This window comes from Cohnella terricola, assembly GCF_007786475.1.
Taxonomy (GTDB): domain Bacteria; phylum Bacillota; class Bacilli; order Paenibacillales; family Paenibacillaceae; genus Cohnella; species Cohnella terricola.
The window spans coordinates 44,515-59,270 of record NZ_VNJJ01000002.1 but is presented as its reverse complement, the minus strand read 5'-3'; the positions used below and the strand labels follow the sequence as shown (position 1 = coordinate 59,270).

The following is a 14,756-nucleotide window of genomic DNA, read 5'->3' as shown; positions in this document are numbered from 1 at the left end:
GCGCTTACATTAATACTTTAGAAGATCGCAGCTTCGCGAACCATATCGCAAATTTGACAATAATAGAGGTATTTTGACCTTACCGGGGTTTTTTCTTCACTTCGGAAGGGGAGATGCCCTCATACTTTTTGAATACTTGATAGAAATACGAGTAATCGCCGTAGCCGACCAGAGAAGCAACCTGCTGCACGGATATGGCGGGATCGGCCAGCCACTTTTTGGCGGCCTGGATTCTCGCCTTTGTCAGCAGATCGACGAAGTTATGGCCCGTTTCTTTTTTAAGCAGCCGGCTGAGATAAGCCGAACTGATCCGATATCGCTCCGCCAGGTCCGTCAACGTCATATTTTCCGCGTATTGCGTTTGGATTTGGGATAGAACGCTCCGGACGATGAGCGAGTAGCCGGAGGCGGCTTGCCGCGATTTGTCGTTGAACTGGCGAACAACCCCCTCCAGAAGCGCTCGCCCCTCGGCCATGTCCCGCAGGCGGGCGATTTGCTTGAGACTCGACTGCACATCATCCTCCATAGGCGTCTCCGTGCCGGTTCGATCGGACTTGATGCCGTACCGCACGAGGGACAGAAATATTTCCGTCAGCCATGCAATCGCCAATTGGATATCGCCGTCCGCATGCCGCTCCACTTGTTCGAGCAGTCGGCTTAATCCGTCCAGAGACAAGGAATCGTCGTCGTCGGCGGTCTCCAACCACGCATCGATTTCTCGAAGAAAAGATTCATGGAGGACGGTTCGGGGCTCATGCCAAACAGGGGTGGCAATAGCGAGCGTCTCGGCGGGCTTGAAAAACAGGCTCTGGAGAGCGGCCATTGCGGCCGAATTCATGTCGGGCAAGTCTCCGAGGTCCGTAAACATCGGGCTGGCCGCCAAGGAAAAGGCGACCCCTAGCTTGTCCCGCAGCCCTTCATGGATCGTCCGTTTTAACGATGTCCATGATGACGGATCGGATGCAGACTTCGAACTTGCAATGGCGAGCAGCGCCTGGCATCCCTCGTAATGAGTCTCGAGAACAAGGAACCGTCCGCTCCCTAGCAGAGGCGAATCTTTCACATAGTCAAGCAGGCTGAACGGTTCCGTCTCAACTTCTTCTTTGCGCCTTCCCAGCAGCAGAAGCTTGGGGTGGCCTTCGAAGCCGCGAATCCGCAGATGTTCCCGGAATTCCTCTGTCCCGTTCGCCTCGCCACGCAGAGCGGACAGGAACAAGTGACCTTCGTAGCCTGGCAGCGTCTTCTCCTTCTCGCGGCTGATGCGGATAGCTTGAACGGCTTTGCGAATGGCTTCCTCGAGCTCGGCGTTTTTGATCGGCTTCACGATAAAATCGATGACGCCAAGCTTGAGCGCTCGCCGTGCGTACTCAAAATCCTGGTAGCCCGTTATCAGAATGATTTGATTGTCCGGTAGCCGTTTGCGGATGAATTCGGACAATTCGATCCCATCTGCTCCCGGCAGGCGGATGTCGGAAATGACAAGGTCGGGGCGGTGCTCCATAATGACGCGTTTTCCCTCATCGCCATCCGATGCCGTCGCGACTACGCAGCATTGAAGACGTTCCCAATTGACGGTGCGGACAAGCGCATCGCGGACAAATGGCTGATCGTCGATCACGACGACTTTATACATAATTTTTCTCCTCCGATTTCCAAGGCAAAGTGATCGTAACTTCGGTCGATACTCCTGGCTCGCTGGCCAGCCGTACGCCGTAATCTACTCCGTACATCAGCTTGATTCGACGGTTGACATTGTAAATGCCGACCCGGGTTCGCGATCCGGTACCTGAATGACCGCGATCGCTTTCCAACAACTGCCGAAGCTGACGTTCGTCCATGCCTAGGCCGTTATCCCGCACGCGGATGAGAAGACAAGCGTCTTCCTGAACGCAATCGATCTCGATCAGCCCTTTTCCCGGTTTTTTTTCAATCCCGTGAATGACAGCGTTCTCAACAATGGGCTGGATGATAAATTTAGGAATTAGGCAATCACGAACGGAAGAATCGATTCGGAAGCGGGTCTCGATACGTTCCCCGTAGATTTTCTTAAGGATGTCCAAATACTTGCCGACGTAAGAGAGCTCGGACGAGAGAGGAATCCGTTCGTCCTTTAAGCTCAAGCTTTCCTTGAGCAGATCGCCCAGAAGACAGACGAGCTCGCTGATCTCTTCTTCCCCCCGCAGCTTCGCCACGCTGTTGATGCATTCAAGCGTGTTGTATAGGAAATGGGGGTTCATCTGGGAGTGGAGGGCGCTGTACTCGGATTGCAAAGCGCGATATTCCGCCTCCTGCTTCAAGATCTGCTCCTCGTAGATCCGATCCGACATCTGGTTGAATTTCTCCGCGAGCACGCCGATCTCGTCCCGGCTCTTGTGCGCGATGCGGACCGAGAAATTGCCTTCCCCGAATCGTTTGAGATGCTGCATCAACACCTTGAGTCCGGCTGTAATGCTGTTGGACAAATAAAAGGCAAAGGCAAACGCGATGCCCAGCGCCGTCAGGCAAGTGATCGCCATCCAAATCTTCATCGGCACGGCCACCTTGGTAAGTTCCTTGATTGGAACGACATGCGCAAGCTTCCATTTGGCTTCTCCAAAGGTGACGATAGAGGATAAATAGTTCTCCCCGTTCAGTTTCACCGTTTTCTCAATCGTTCCGTCGCTGCCGATGCCGGAAATCAATGATTTAAGGGGAGCGTAGAGATCGCTCGGTGGCCCAATCAGCTCGTTGTCCGAGTTGAGCAAGATTAGCTGTCCGTTGGAGATTTCCTGAATGCCGGAGAACAGGCTGGTGACGTAATTTAGATCGACGCCGATAATCAAATTGCCTAGATATTCTGTCGTATTGGAGTCGTAGATGGCTCTCTCCATATACACTTGCTTGTCATCTCCGGCTACCCAGAGCACTTTGCCCCACATCTTCTTCATCAGCTCCGCGTTCCGCCTCGATTGCTCCAGGACATCGTCCAAATTGAACAGCGACTCGTCCCGAGCTGAACTGAACAGGCGTCCGTCGGCTTCCGTCACCGCCACAAAGGTGAAATATTGCTGGGAGTACAGCATATCAAATAAAAAATTGCGGATCCCGGATTGCTTGACGAAGTCGTAGCCTGGCCTCGCAAGCGCGTTGCCGATATCCGAATGCTGGTACTGAAAAAAAACGAAGTCCTCGATCGCGCTGATCTTGGAATCAAAGTTGATGCTGACCTGACCGGTCAAATAATTGGAGTATGCGGAAGTGTTGTTCTTCATGGCATTGGCCGAAATTCGATAATTGGCGGCGGTTACCGTTACAACGGTCACGAAGATGACGAGCAAATACGAGAGGAGGAACTTGGTTCGCAATTTCAACGGTCTCGACGTTGATTTCCGATACGGATTGATGTTCATTATGAACTGCCTCCCAGGGTGATATTCAGTATGCTGGATTTAGGTCATGTTGTTCTCGTATAGTGGAACATAAGCAACTATAAACCGTTTACAAACGAAAAGCGAGGGATCGCCTTGAGGGATTCAGGAACGAATATCCGACTTTCGGATATATGTCCGGTCATTTACCGCGCCGATTATTACCCTTTTCATCCGAATGAACGAGTCAGTCCTCGAAGGTCGTTCGTTCATACTTTTCTTTATATCGTCAATGGAACGGGTACGATCACGATTGGGCAAAACCATTATTCTTGCGCCGGCGACGAGCTCTTTTATATCCCGCCGGGGGTCTCGCATACGTTCCATGCGAACCCGTCGGATCCGATGACCCACGCTTCGGTCTATTTCGATTGGACGGGCTCTAGATCCCATCCGGGGGATATGTCTTTGTTTAGCTTCAAGGGAGATGAATTGTCTCAGTCGGAATGCTCGACTTCAATTATCTTCCAAGGCGGACCGCAGCTTCCCGCCAAAGTCCATGCACCGCACTATACGAGATGGATGCAGTCTTTTCTCTATATCATCGATACGATGGACCAACAAGACGAAGAAACCTTGCTGGATCGGCGCGCTTCTTTCGAGTTATTCGCGGCAGGGTTGGCTCAAGCGATCCGACAACCGTTGCCCGTAAGGGACCAAAGAGTACTCAAGATCATGGCCCAAATGGAGAATTCACCCATGTCCAATCTGTCGGTTCGGGAGTGGGCCGACCAGGTCGGAGTCAGTACATCGTTCCTCCATCGGTTGTTTGTGCAAGTGACCGGTATGGGACCTCATGCTTACGCTTTGCAGTGCAAGCTGGAACGGGCCCGCAAGCGGATAAGGGAAACGAACGACTTGATATCGGCCGTAGCGGAAGAGCTTGGGTTCGGCTCCATTCACTATTTTTCCAGGTTATTTCGAGCCCGCTTCGGCGAATCGCCAACCGCTTACCGACATCGAATACGTAACCGGTACATTCAAGATTAGGATAGAATCGTACAACTGATGGACGATTCTCCAAAGACGGTTCGCTCCCATTCTGCTACAATCTCAACTAAATAGCGAGGTTGGAGGAGTATACGATGAGACAAGAATGGTTTAAGGAACATATCCGTCAGGTTCATGTAGATTTTCATATGCCCGAATTTCCAACGGATGCGATTAATGAGTTCGACGCCAAGTCCTTTGTCGCAGAATTTGTGCGGGCAGACGTGAATGTCATTGGCGTCTTTACGAAATGTCACTTCGGCAACGCCTACTATCCGACGAAAGTCGGGCATAAACATTCCGGGCTGGAGGGCGATTTTTTCGGCGAGGTGCTGCAAGAGGCTCACCGTTCGGGTATTAAAGTCATCGCTTATTATTCCCTTGGCACGGACGCATACGCCGTTCAGCAAAACCCGGACTGGTACCAGATCAACGAAGACGGACAAGTTCGGGGATCGGCAGGCACGGTATGGGAACTTCCTTGCTTGAACAGCCCTTACCGCGAGGAATTGGTCATTCCGCAAGTGCTGGAAATCATGAACAGCTACGATATGGACGGATGGCTATTCGATATTCCATATATCGATGGGCATCGTTGCTTCTGCCCTTATTGCAAGAAAAAGTTCAAAGAAGAGAACGGCTTGGAATTAACGGTTGAGTTGTATAGGGACAACCCGAAGATCGTTCATGACTTCGCCCGAAATTCGGCCGAGCGCTGCATGCAGGAACTGTACGACTTGATCAAAAGCATTCGGCCTCATGTCATGGTCAACTGCAACGGAGCTTGGAAAATGGGCGAGTCAGATGCCATTAACGCGACAAGCGATTACGGCCTTTGGGAATCTCAGCCGGCATCCGGAAGTTATCTTTGCCATTCGATCAAAGCCCGCTACACCCGGAACCTGGATGTACCCGTGCAAATCATGACGGTTCGGTTCACCGAAGACTGGGGGATGATGTCCTGCAAAACGCCGGAGCAATTGAAGTATGAATTTGCTTCTATTCTGGCGAACGGAGGCATCATCAACATCGGCGATCAGGTGCTGCCAAACGGGCGGCTGCAGAGCGGCGTGTACGACGTTATCGGTGAGGCGTTCCACTTCGTGAAGGAACGCGAAACTTTTTGTATCGGAACGAGAAGCGTACCTCATATCGCCGTAATTTCCAACAACACATCCAGTTGGTATTGGGACTCGGGAGATGCCGCCATGCTCGGCGCATCCAAAGTGCTTATCGAAGGGCACCATCAATACGATATGTTCTACAACGACGCTTTCCCCGATCTATCCGCGTACCGGGTTGTCATCTTGCCGGAAACGGTAAGCCTCTCGGACGAATCCTTGTCCAGAATCCGCGCGTTCGTCAAGGCGGGCGGTGTGCTGCTGGCGGCCGGGGAAGCGTCCCTAAACAGAACCTCCAAGCGCTTTGAACTTGCAGACGTTCTGGGCGTGGACTATTTGGACAGGTCTCCCTATGAATTCGGCTACTTTACGGAAAATGAATCGTTGTGGAAAGGCATCACGGCAATCCCGCAGCTGTTGGAAGCTCCGTTCCTCAAAGTCCGGGCGTCGACAGCCCAGCCTTTGAGCTGGATTCAGTGGCCGCTTACCGTTCCGGCGCCCAACCGCGCGTTCCGTTACCGGATCCCGCCGGCAGGCAACGTCAGCGCATTCCCTTCCATCTCCGTTAATGATTACGGACAAGGGAAAGCCATCTATATCGCGGCGCCTGTGTTCTCTACTTATTGGAACACCAATCACTACTGGATTCGATCCATCGTGGACGCTTTGCTCGATAAATACGATCTGAGCAAACCGTTCCGAGTCGATGCGCCGACTCATATGGAAGCGAATCTCATGCGCAGCGACGACACAACCTACCTGCACTTGATCAACTTTCAGAATAACCATACTGGCAGCCGCAGCGCTTCGTCGTATGATCCGATTGAACGGATCTGGCCTATCCACGACATCGTCGTACAATACTTCGATGATTCCGTACAAGAGGCGACGCTGCTGCCAGAGAACGTATCGCTCCCGTTCCGTCGGCTGGAACACGGCATCGAGCTCATCGTGCCGAGCGTACACATTCATTCGACGATCGCGTTCAAATAAATCGACTTTGCATCCTTCGAATCGACTACGAAAACGAGCCATCCCGGCAGGGATGGCTTATTCGTTCTCGATTCATTCGTTATAGGTTATTTACTCTTCCTTTGACAGTTGAACGCACAGCATGGCGTGTATATCAAGCTGAGGAACCACGATATCGATCGAACCATCCTTTTGTTTATAACTGAGTTCGAGTCCTTCTGGTTCAAGCGTTACGCGTTCGACTTGACGGTTGCCTAAGGTTAAGGAAACTTTTATGTTGTTCACGGGAAGAATTTCTTCATTATGAACCGTATTGCCGGGCCTTTTCTGCGAGAAGAAGTTCGTAAGATGTACGATCTGCCGATCAAGGTGCGGTTGCTCCATTAAGGACACTTCCACATGCAGCGGCTTCTGTACGGCTACCTTGCGCTGCTCGTCCGCATACAGCCGATCGACAATGGCCAATATCCATTGACGAATCAAGCGATGTCCTTCCTGGTAATACAGTGCAAACAGGTCAACGTTCAAATACACAGCCGTCCCTAACCCGTAACGATGTTGGGTCAAAGCCGGGCCCTCGCGATCGTCTCCAATCGGCGCCGCGCCGAACACCGTATAATGCTGCCAGTTCGCTTTAGACTTCACGCCGTCTTTCCATACATCCGTCACCGGTCCCCAACTGTCCGCCAATACCTCCGCGCCCTGAAGGTTGACCTCAGATGCGGCTCCCCACGCTTGCAGGGGGATATCGGCCCAAGGGGAACCTCCGCTTAGCGAATGACCGGCTTTTAAGTAATGAATAGGAGACACTTGTTCAGCCGTACGTTCCAGTCCAAGCACATCGGCTAGCGGATCCGATTCCCGAATCGTTCCGTCGGCGCGATAGAGCCCGGATCGACCCGTCACAAGCAGCCGGCCGCCATTCTTTACGTAATCTTTCAAAGCATGGATCGTCTCATCGTCAAGCAGCAGTTGATCTGGTACGACAATCAGACGTTGACGATCCATCGCTTTCTTGAGATTGATCTCGTCGTAGATCAAATGCTGCAAACCAAGCTCGACGAACATTAAATGCGCTCCGTCGACTCGATCCACTCGTTGCTCGCCCATGTCGGCCCAAGCCGAAACTCTTCCCCATAATGCCCCGCCTGCAGGTCCTACCGTGTTTGCTCCCAGACTGGCGAGAATCGCTACATCGGGTACGGGGACGGCTCCTTTGACAAACGGCTCCCGCTCCTCGACAAAGCTGTACACTTCCCTTAAATCTTCGTATACGCGAGGCTCGACCAAGCCATTGGGGTAAGGTTGATCGGCAAATACACACCGCGCTCCGACGGAGATCATGGTTGCCGCCTCCAGTTTCCAATCGAGCAGAGGTCGACACTGCCATTCGCCCCACGCATGAAACCGTTCGTTCATGTATTCATACGGCAATCCGATGGTCGATTGGTATCTGCCCTCTCTGCTGAGCACCACTTCATGATTGCCGCCCATCGCGACAGGATCGCACGATAGGTAATCAACCCCGAAGTCTTGAGGCGAGAGCCATCGTTCAACTTTGCCTTCCTTCCATTGCGGCACTCCGGTAAAATATTTACCCAAATTATTGTCGGCGATTAGCGTTTTCGGTGAAGCCTCCCTAACAGCTGCAACCAACTTATTAATGTAGACATTAATTCGGCTTCTCTTCCACAACCGCCATTTTAACCACGATTCGTCCGCCAGTTCGTCGTTAGGCTTAGGCGCTGGCGAAGACGGAAGGTTCAGACCGGTATCCGCCCGATATCGTTCTTGGCAGTGGACGCACCAGCAGGGCGTATCGATCATCCAAGCGCCGGCATCGATCCAGACGGCATCCGGCTGATGCCGCTCGATGGTTTCCTTAATTAGCGGAACCATAAATTCATCAACGAATGGCGAATTTACGCAAAGATGCGATGCCTCCTCTTGAAGCCAGGCTCCTTTGGGCGCATGATTCGTCTCAGTCCTTACAAGCCAGTCTTCATGCGTAGCATGCAAGTGCGCGGAAGTAAGAGCGGCCAGGTATAAAGTTACTCTGAGCCCCGCTTCTCTGAGGGCTTCGGTCATCAGACCCGTATAATCTCCCTTTAAGCCGGGGTGGATCGGTGCGATTCGGGAGGGATAGAACGCTTGCCCATAATGATCGTAAGCAAAAAAACTGACCGCTTCGATCTTCGCCTTTTGGAACAGGGCAACCTGTTTCTGCGCTTCTTCCTTTGTAAAAGCGCCTGCCACATTACCCATCCAGGGCGGCTGGTGATAGTCTAAATGGAGTTTCCGGTAAGTGTCTCGCATCCAATTGTCTGTCATCTTCTTCCCCCTGCCTGAAATATAACTTCAACATTCATTTTCGCTGTTATTCGCGGACCAAACAGAAATGGACATTAACCTCGCGAAGGTTAACGGTTTTATTCAATTGTAAGCCCTTACGAGGGTGTTTGACATATTGTTAAATTGTCAAAACATTAGAGATTTTGTCCACTTCGTTTGATCGCGGCCACCCGAAAGTGTTTTGCTTTTGAAATACGAAAGCCTCCCCAAGGTTGGGACTTTCTTTCACTCATGAAGACGGTTCGATAAGGACATCATGAGAGAGGGGAAAACCCCACACATCTTATTTATTTAGGAGGCAACAAAATGAAGAAAGTGGCCGTAGCGATCGTTTCCGCTTGTTTGCTCTTATCCGCTAGCTCCGCGGCATACGCGTCCGCACCGGTGGCGGATAAGAAACATGAACATAAAGTTCATGAGAAGAAAATGCACGCCAAGTCCAAACATGGCCACAAACTTCATGCGAAGAGCCACCACGCGAAAAAAAGCCTTCATGCGAAAAGCTTGAAAGCAAAAGACGTTACCGAATTACCGAAAACCGGCTTCGGCGGCGCCAGCGAGCAAACCGAATAAAGGGAGAAGGAGGGGCCTCCCATGGCCCTTCTTTTCTTTAATATGAAGAAAAAGGCATGGATTCTGCTCGCTTTTATCGTCATTTTCGCGTGTATCGGGTGCTCTCGCGCTTCGAAGACGAACGACATCTCCAGGGAGTATGCCATACCTGAAGCCCCCAAACAGCAAGAGCAAACGAATGAATATAGCCGCATGCCCGAGAAGCTGCCTCAAACAACGACGAAAAAGCGGCCGTCAGCCGTCGCGAAAAACGTCAAAGGAATCGTCCCATCGCGATTGTACATTCCTTCGATCGGCCTTCATGCCGACATTGAGCCGGTAGGCGTGCTGGAGAACGGGCAAATGGGCGTTCCCAATAACACCGACAAAGTGGGCTACCTGGCGAGCGGGATTTTGCCCGGCGCCGTCGGTAACGCGGTCATGGATGGTCATGTCGATCATTACAAAGGCCCGGCCATTTTCTTTCGTTTAAGGACGCTGAAGAAGGGCGACGAGGTCATCGTCAAGAACGATAAAGGCCATTTCGTCTCGTTCGTGGTGGAGTCGGTGGAAGCCTACAAGACGTCGGAAGCTCCGATCCCCCGAATATTCGGCCCTTCCGCGGACCCGAGGCTGAATCTGATTACGTGCGCGGGAAAGTACAGCAGAAAAAAGAAGGAACATCAGGAGAGACTTGTCGTGTATACGAAAAGAAGCGTGGAAACGTAAGATTGAACGGGGAAGGGTGGCGCACCTTGCTCCGTTCTTTTTTTGTTATCGAATAAATAATGACCTATTGATCCGCGGATTGAAAACCGATATAAAAAAGGACCGGACCGGAGCGCGAATGTCCGATGCGGAACGGGAAATCGTTAATGCAGATGGAGAGTGTACACACATGTTTTTTTCTCGAGAGCTATCCATATTCAATGCGATGGAACCGATCGTAAGCGATCTGTTCGAAGATCATTACGTCAAAACGGGAATTCTTGCATGCGATTGCGAGAAATGTCAGATGGATATCATATTGCTCGCTTTAAACCATATTCCTCCGCATTATACGTCGAGCCAAACTGGGGAAGCTTATATCAAAGCGCTGTATCAGGAGCCGCAGCTTCAATCCGACGTTCTTCGCGAGCTGACGAAAGCGGTGCAAGTCATTAAGATAAGCCCACGGCATTCATAAGTTGACCTAATCGTGCGCGAGAAGGTCCTTGGCGGGAGCCAAGGGCCTTTTGTCGTTGGGATCACATTCATAAGCGCGAAACCGTTTCCAATGGTAAAATTGATTTTGCGATACGATAAAGTTCTTTAAGGAAGGTGAGGCGCGACTTGGTCAAGCTTGGACGGCTTAACACGCTTCGCAATCAAATATTCATCGGTTTCCTGCTCGTTATGCTGATCGTGTTGGCCTTGGCCGGCTTTTTCATGTACGATCGAGTCTCTGTCCTGCTTCGTAATAGCGCGGAGCGTCACATCCAGCAGATCGCCGTGCAGACGACGGGCAAACTGGAGGCGCTCCTGCGCCAGATCGATATGTTGGCGACGCAAGTGGCAACGAACGGCTCGGTGCAGCGGATGCTCTCCCAGGAGCAAGCCGGACAACGGACAAGCTTCGACGAGCGCCAGTCGCTGCAGCAAATCGCAAGCAATTATCAAGCATACGTGACGGGGATTCGTTCGCTTGAGCTATACACGACCGACTATCGGCGGCTGTTCCCGCTAGACGACGCCAGCTTGAATAGCCGAATCCCCGAGGAATGGATCGCCCAAGCCGATCGCGAGCAAGGACGGCTAGTCTGGATCGGGCTCGATCCGCACGATTCGGACGTCGTTATCGCTATCCGCAGGGTTCGGCTAATGGATCGCTCGTATTCGCACGGCGGTTACTTAACGGTGCGGATCGAAAGGAACTACTTCGAATTAACCGAATCGTCCGAGCGGGAAGACGGCTTGCGGGAAGCGATGGTGCTGTTGGATGGGGAAGGGAGGGCGATCGCTTCGAACTTCTCGCCCGCATCTGGCGTGCAAGACAAGCTGGCGCGCGGGGAAGAGACGATTTCCGTCGACGGGTCATCCTATCTCGTCATTCGGCAGCAATCGGAAACGACGGGTTGGATGCTGGCGATTCTGATGCCGGTCGATTATTCGACGGAAGGAATATCCGTTCTTCGTACGGCGATCGTCGTATCGGGAGTGGTCGGGGGGTTATTGTTCCTCGTCCTGACGTTTATATTGTCGACAATGATTACGCGTCCGATCCTGAATCTGATGAAAGCGATGCGCGGCGCCCGATTCGGCTCACTGAAACCCAATCAAAACACGTCGGCGACAATGGAAATCGATGAGTTGAACAATACGTACAATCAGATGGTCGCTCATTTGAACGAATTAATCGAAGTTGTCTATCAGAAGGAGATCACGCAGAGCAGGACGGAGCTTAAAGCGTTGCAGGCACAGATTAATCCGCACTTCCTGTTCAATACGTTGGAAGCCTTCTATTGGGCCCTCGAAGACAAAGGCGAGGAGGAACTGGCGCAGATCGTAGTAGCCATGTCCGGATTATTTCGTTATGTCATCGGCCGGCCGGACGAGGAATGGGTATCGATCCGGGACGAGCTCGAACATGCTGAGAGGTACTTGCAAATTATGGGGATGCGCATGGTCGATCGGCTTTCGTGGCGGATCGAGATCGAGGAAGCATGCCGTAATGTCCCTATTCCGAAGTTGCTTATTCAACCTCTTGTCGAGAACGCGATTCTGCACGGCGTCGAACAGAAGATCGGGCAGGGCGAGGTTGTCCTCCGCGTGCAGGCCGCGGAACGTTCGGGATATACGAGCGTTATGGTGACCGATGATGGGCCGGGTTTGGATGAATCAACGATCCGGGAATTGACGAAAGCGATCGCGGAAGGGCGTTCTTTATCTTCTAAAGGATCGGGCATCGGACTCGCGAACGTCGAGCGAAGATTGAGGCTTTACTACGAATCGCGGACGACGGGACTGCGCACGTATAGCAGGGAGGGAGAAGGGGCTTCCTTCGGCTTTGAGATACCGAACGAATACGGGGGAGAGAAAAACGATGAAAACGATATTGATCGTGGATGACGAGCCGAGAACTAGACAAGGGGTGCGCAAGACGCTGGAAGCGTGGTCGTCCGGAAAGCTTCGGATTGAAACCGCGTCAAGCGGAATCGAGGCGTTTGAATGGCTGGAGCGGTACGAGGCTAATCTTCTTATTACTGATATCCGCATGCCGGAGATCGGAGGTCTGGATCTGGTCGAGAAGCTGAACGAAATGGACAATCCCCCGGTCGTCATCGTGATCTCCGGGCATCCCGAGTTCGACTACGCACAGAAGGCCCTTAAGCTCGGCGTCGTCGAATACTTGCTGAAACCACTGGACAAAATGATGCTTGTCCGCGCCGTAGAACAGGCGCTTAAACGTGAGGAAGACCGCCATAGAATCGGTCGAATGGAGAAACTGGTCGATCCGAAGTTGCTCGAAGCGGGAGAACATGAACAAAAGTACAGCGCCTCCGTTCGGGACGCGTTACGCTATATCGACGATAATCTGCAGGAATCGGTATCGTTGCGAGACGTCGCCGAGTTTCTGCACATGAACGCCAGTTATTTCAGCGTCTTGTTCAAGGAGCAGACGGGACTTACCTTCAGCGATTACGTCACCCGCAGAAGAATTCAACGGGCGAAGGAATTGCTGGCAAGCACCCACATTCCGATCGCCGAGATTGCCGAGAAGGTCGGTTATCAGACTTCCAAGTATTTCGTGAAAGTGTTCCGCTCGCACGAGTCCGTAAGTCCCGGTAAATATCGCAACAATGTTTCCGATGCCGGGGAAATGATCCAATAATAGTGGTAATAGTTCCAATCCCCAGTACCTTAATCTGATGTCAGGCCGGTGGTAAAATGAAAAAAAGCGGTTGCAAACCACCGGATCAATAAAGAAAAAGGGGATGTAAACGTGTTTGGCAAAAAATCGACAGTTTTGTTGTTAGCGCTTTCTCTGGCTCTAGTTGTCGCAAGCTGCGAAGGCAAGAACAATAACGAACGACAGAACAGCGGCAGTGGTCTCGGCGGCGGTGAGAAAGTCAAGATCAACTTCATGCATCTGTGGCCTGAAGGCGTTGCCGCGGGACAGAACAAAATCGTTAATCAAATCATCGACTCCTACACGTCGGAGCATCCGAACGTAACGATCAAACAAGAAGTGCTTGATAATGAACCCTATAAAAGTAAGTTGAAAATATTGTCCACCTCCAACGAGTTGCCGGACGTCGGCGTCACTTGGGCTGCCGGATTCCTGCAACCTTACGTTGAAGGCAAGCTGTTTACACCGGTCGACGATCTGCTCAGCGGCGAGCTTAACGGCAAATTCGTCTCGGGTACAACGGAAGCTTACGCTATCGACGGAAAAGCGTATGCGCTTCCACTCGAGTTCAACATCGCCCCCGTGTATTATAACAAAACAATTTTCGAAAAATACAACCTGCAAGTTCCGACGACGTACGACCAATTCAAGGAAGTCGTCAATACGTTGGCCGATAACGGCGTAGCTCCGATTGCTCTCGGCAACAAAGACCGTTGGACCGGTTCACTCTGGTACATATATTTGGCCGACCGTATCGCGGGACAAGAAACGCTGGCTGGCGCAATCACCGGCGCCAACTCGTTCTCGGACGAAGGTCTTGTCAAAGCGGCTACGGAAATCCAAGCGTTGGTCGACGCGAACGCGTTCGTAAAAGGCTTTAATGGTTTGTCCAACGAAGAAGCGAAATCCGAATTCCTGAATGGCAAAGCGGCGATGTTCTTGATGGGAACTTGGGAGCTCCCTAACTTCACGACGAACGAAGACATTCCGAAGGAATTCCGCGACAGCGTCGGCTTCTTCAAATTCCCGACGGTAGAAGGCGGCAAAGGCAACATCGACAGCTGGGTAGGCGGACCGGGCGTGGGCCTGTTCGTTTCCGAGAACTCCAAAGTCAAAGAAGAAGCGAAGAAATTCGTCGAATATTTCGTCACCAAATGGGGCGAGCAATCCGTAACCGGCGCGGGTGTTATCCCGGCGACCAAGGTGGACACGTCCAAGCTTGATCTGCCGCAATTGTATATCGATCTGTTTAACGAAATGAACAAAGCGAGCAGTATTACTTTGTTCGCAGACGTACAAATGAAAGCCAATGCAGCAGAAACCCACCTCAATATGATCCAGGCGCTATTCGGCAAAGCCGTTACGCCAGAGAAGTTCGCGTCTGAGCATGACGCGGCGATTTCCAAAGGAAACTAACGTTGACAAAGAAGGGAGAAGAAAACTATGCTTTTAAGGGCATAGTCGGCATTTTAT

At 51.8% G+C, this 14,756-nt stretch carries 11 protein-coding genes; 8 read left to right on the top strand and 3 right to left on the bottom strand.

The annotated features are described in order from the left end of the window. Positions 1 to 79: 79 nt before the first annotated feature. Together FPZ45_RS03550 and FPZ45_RS03545 are read right to left on the bottom strand one after the other, a co-directional pair. Complete coding sequence (locus tag FPZ45_RS03550) at positions 80 to 1,633, bottom strand: response regulator (RefSeq protein ID WP_144698515.1); 1,554 nt, start codon at positions 1,631 to 1,633, stop codon at positions 80 to 82. After that, positions 1,626 to 3,389: a cache domain-containing sensor histidine kinase gene (locus tag FPZ45_RS03545; RefSeq protein ID WP_144698513.1), complete on the bottom strand. Its 1,764-nt coding sequence runs from the start codon at positions 3,387 to 3,389 to the stop codon at positions 1,626 to 1,628. The genes FPZ45_RS03550 and FPZ45_RS03545 overlap by 8 nt, the downstream gene beginning before the upstream one ends. A gap of 114 nt (positions 3,390 to 3,503) precedes the next feature. Between FPZ45_RS03545 and FPZ45_RS03540 the strand changes: the two genes are divergently transcribed. Next, positions 3,504 to 4,397 carry an AraC family transcriptional regulator gene (locus FPZ45_RS03540; protein ID WP_144698511.1) on the top strand — a complete coding sequence of 298 codons (894 nt, stop codon included), beginning with the start codon at positions 3,504 to 3,506 and terminating at the stop codon, positions 4,395 to 4,397. Between the two features lie 95 nt (positions 4,398 to 4,492). Next, positions 4,493 to 6,511: an alpha-amylase family protein gene (locus FPZ45_RS03535; protein WP_144698510.1), complete on the top strand. Its 2,019-nt coding sequence runs from the start codon at positions 4,493 to 4,495 to the stop codon at positions 6,509 to 6,511. Positions 6,512 to 6,601: 90 nt separating this feature from the next. On the opposite strand, the gene FPZ45_RS03530 is transcribed toward FPZ45_RS03535, so the two are convergent. After that, entirely contained in the window at positions 6,602 to 8,821 is a 2,220-nt protein-coding gene (locus FPZ45_RS03530) for a beta-galactosidase trimerization domain-containing protein (protein WP_144698508.1), read from the bottom strand. A gap of 327 nt (positions 8,822 to 9,148) precedes the next feature. On the opposite strand from FPZ45_RS03530, the gene FPZ45_RS03525 reads away from it, so the two are divergent. The 6 genes from FPZ45_RS03525 (at position 9,149) to FPZ45_RS03500 (ending at position 14,699) form a co-directional block, all read left to right on the top strand. Beyond that, positions 9,149 to 9,415 (top strand): hypothetical protein, encoded by a 267-nt coding sequence (locus FPZ45_RS03525; RefSeq protein ID WP_144698506.1) that lies wholly within the window; start codon positions 9,149 to 9,151, stop codon positions 9,413 to 9,415. A gap of 21 nt (positions 9,416 to 9,436) precedes the next feature. Beyond that, positions 9,437 to 10,123: a class F sortase gene (locus tag FPZ45_RS03520; RefSeq protein ID WP_246120304.1), complete on the top strand. Its 687-nt coding sequence runs from the start codon at positions 9,437 to 9,439 to the stop codon at positions 10,121 to 10,123. A gap of 169 nt (positions 10,124 to 10,292) precedes the next feature. Further along, positions 10,293 to 10,580 (top strand): late competence development ComFB family protein, encoded by a 288-nt coding sequence (locus FPZ45_RS03515; RefSeq protein WP_186438212.1) that lies wholly within the window; start codon positions 10,293 to 10,295, stop codon positions 10,578 to 10,580. Positions 10,581 to 10,726: 146 nt separating this feature from the next. Next, on the top strand, positions 10,727 to 12,502 hold the full coding sequence (locus FPZ45_RS03510; RefSeq protein ID WP_144698502.1) for a sensor histidine kinase: 1,776 nt from the start codon (positions 10,727 to 10,729) through the stop codon (positions 12,500 to 12,502). After that, the gene (locus tag FPZ45_RS03505; protein WP_144698500.1) at positions 12,477 to 13,265 is read left to right on the top strand and encodes a response regulator transcription factor; all 789 of its coding nucleotides are present in this window, start codon (positions 12,477 to 12,479) and stop codon (positions 13,263 to 13,265) included. Before FPZ45_RS03510 ends, FPZ45_RS03505 begins: the two co-directional genes overlap by 26 nt. A gap of 111 nt (positions 13,266 to 13,376) precedes the next feature. Next, positions 13,377 to 14,699 (top strand): extracellular solute-binding protein, encoded by a 1,323-nt coding sequence (locus FPZ45_RS03500; protein WP_144698498.1) that lies wholly within the window; start codon positions 13,377 to 13,379, stop codon positions 14,697 to 14,699. The last annotated feature ends 57 nt before the right edge of the window (positions 14,700 to 14,756 follow it).

Bases quoted from the DNA above. Each gene is read 5' to 3' on its own strand.
- FPZ45_RS03550 (WP_144698515.1), bottom strand. From the start codon at position 1,633: ATGTATAAAGTCGTCGTGATCGACGATCAGCCATTTGTCCGCGATGCG.
- FPZ45_RS03545 (WP_144698513.1), bottom strand. From the start codon at position 3,389: ATGAACATCAATCCGTATCGGAAATCAACGTCGAGACCGTTGAAATTG.
- FPZ45_RS03535 (WP_144698510.1), top strand. From the start codon at position 4,493: ATGAGACAAGAATGGTTTAAGGAACATATCCGTCAGGTTCATGTAGAT.
- FPZ45_RS03530 (WP_144698508.1), bottom strand. From the start codon at position 8,821: ATGACAGACAATTGGATGCGAGACACTTACCGGAAACTCCATTTAGAC.
- FPZ45_RS03525 (WP_144698506.1), top strand. From the start codon at position 9,149: ATGAAGAAAGTGGCCGTAGCGATCGTTTCCGCTTGTTTGCTCTTATCC.
- FPZ45_RS03520 (WP_246120304.1), top strand. From the start codon at position 9,437: ATGGCCCTTCTTTTCTTTAATATGAAGAAAAAGGCATGGATTCTGCTC.
- FPZ45_RS03515 (WP_186438212.1), top strand. From the start codon at position 10,293: ATGTTTTTTTCTCGAGAGCTATCCATATTCAATGCGATGGAACCGATC.
- FPZ45_RS03505 (WP_144698500.1), top strand. From the start codon at position 12,477: ATGAAAACGATATTGATCGTGGATGACGAGCCGAGAACTAGACAAGGG.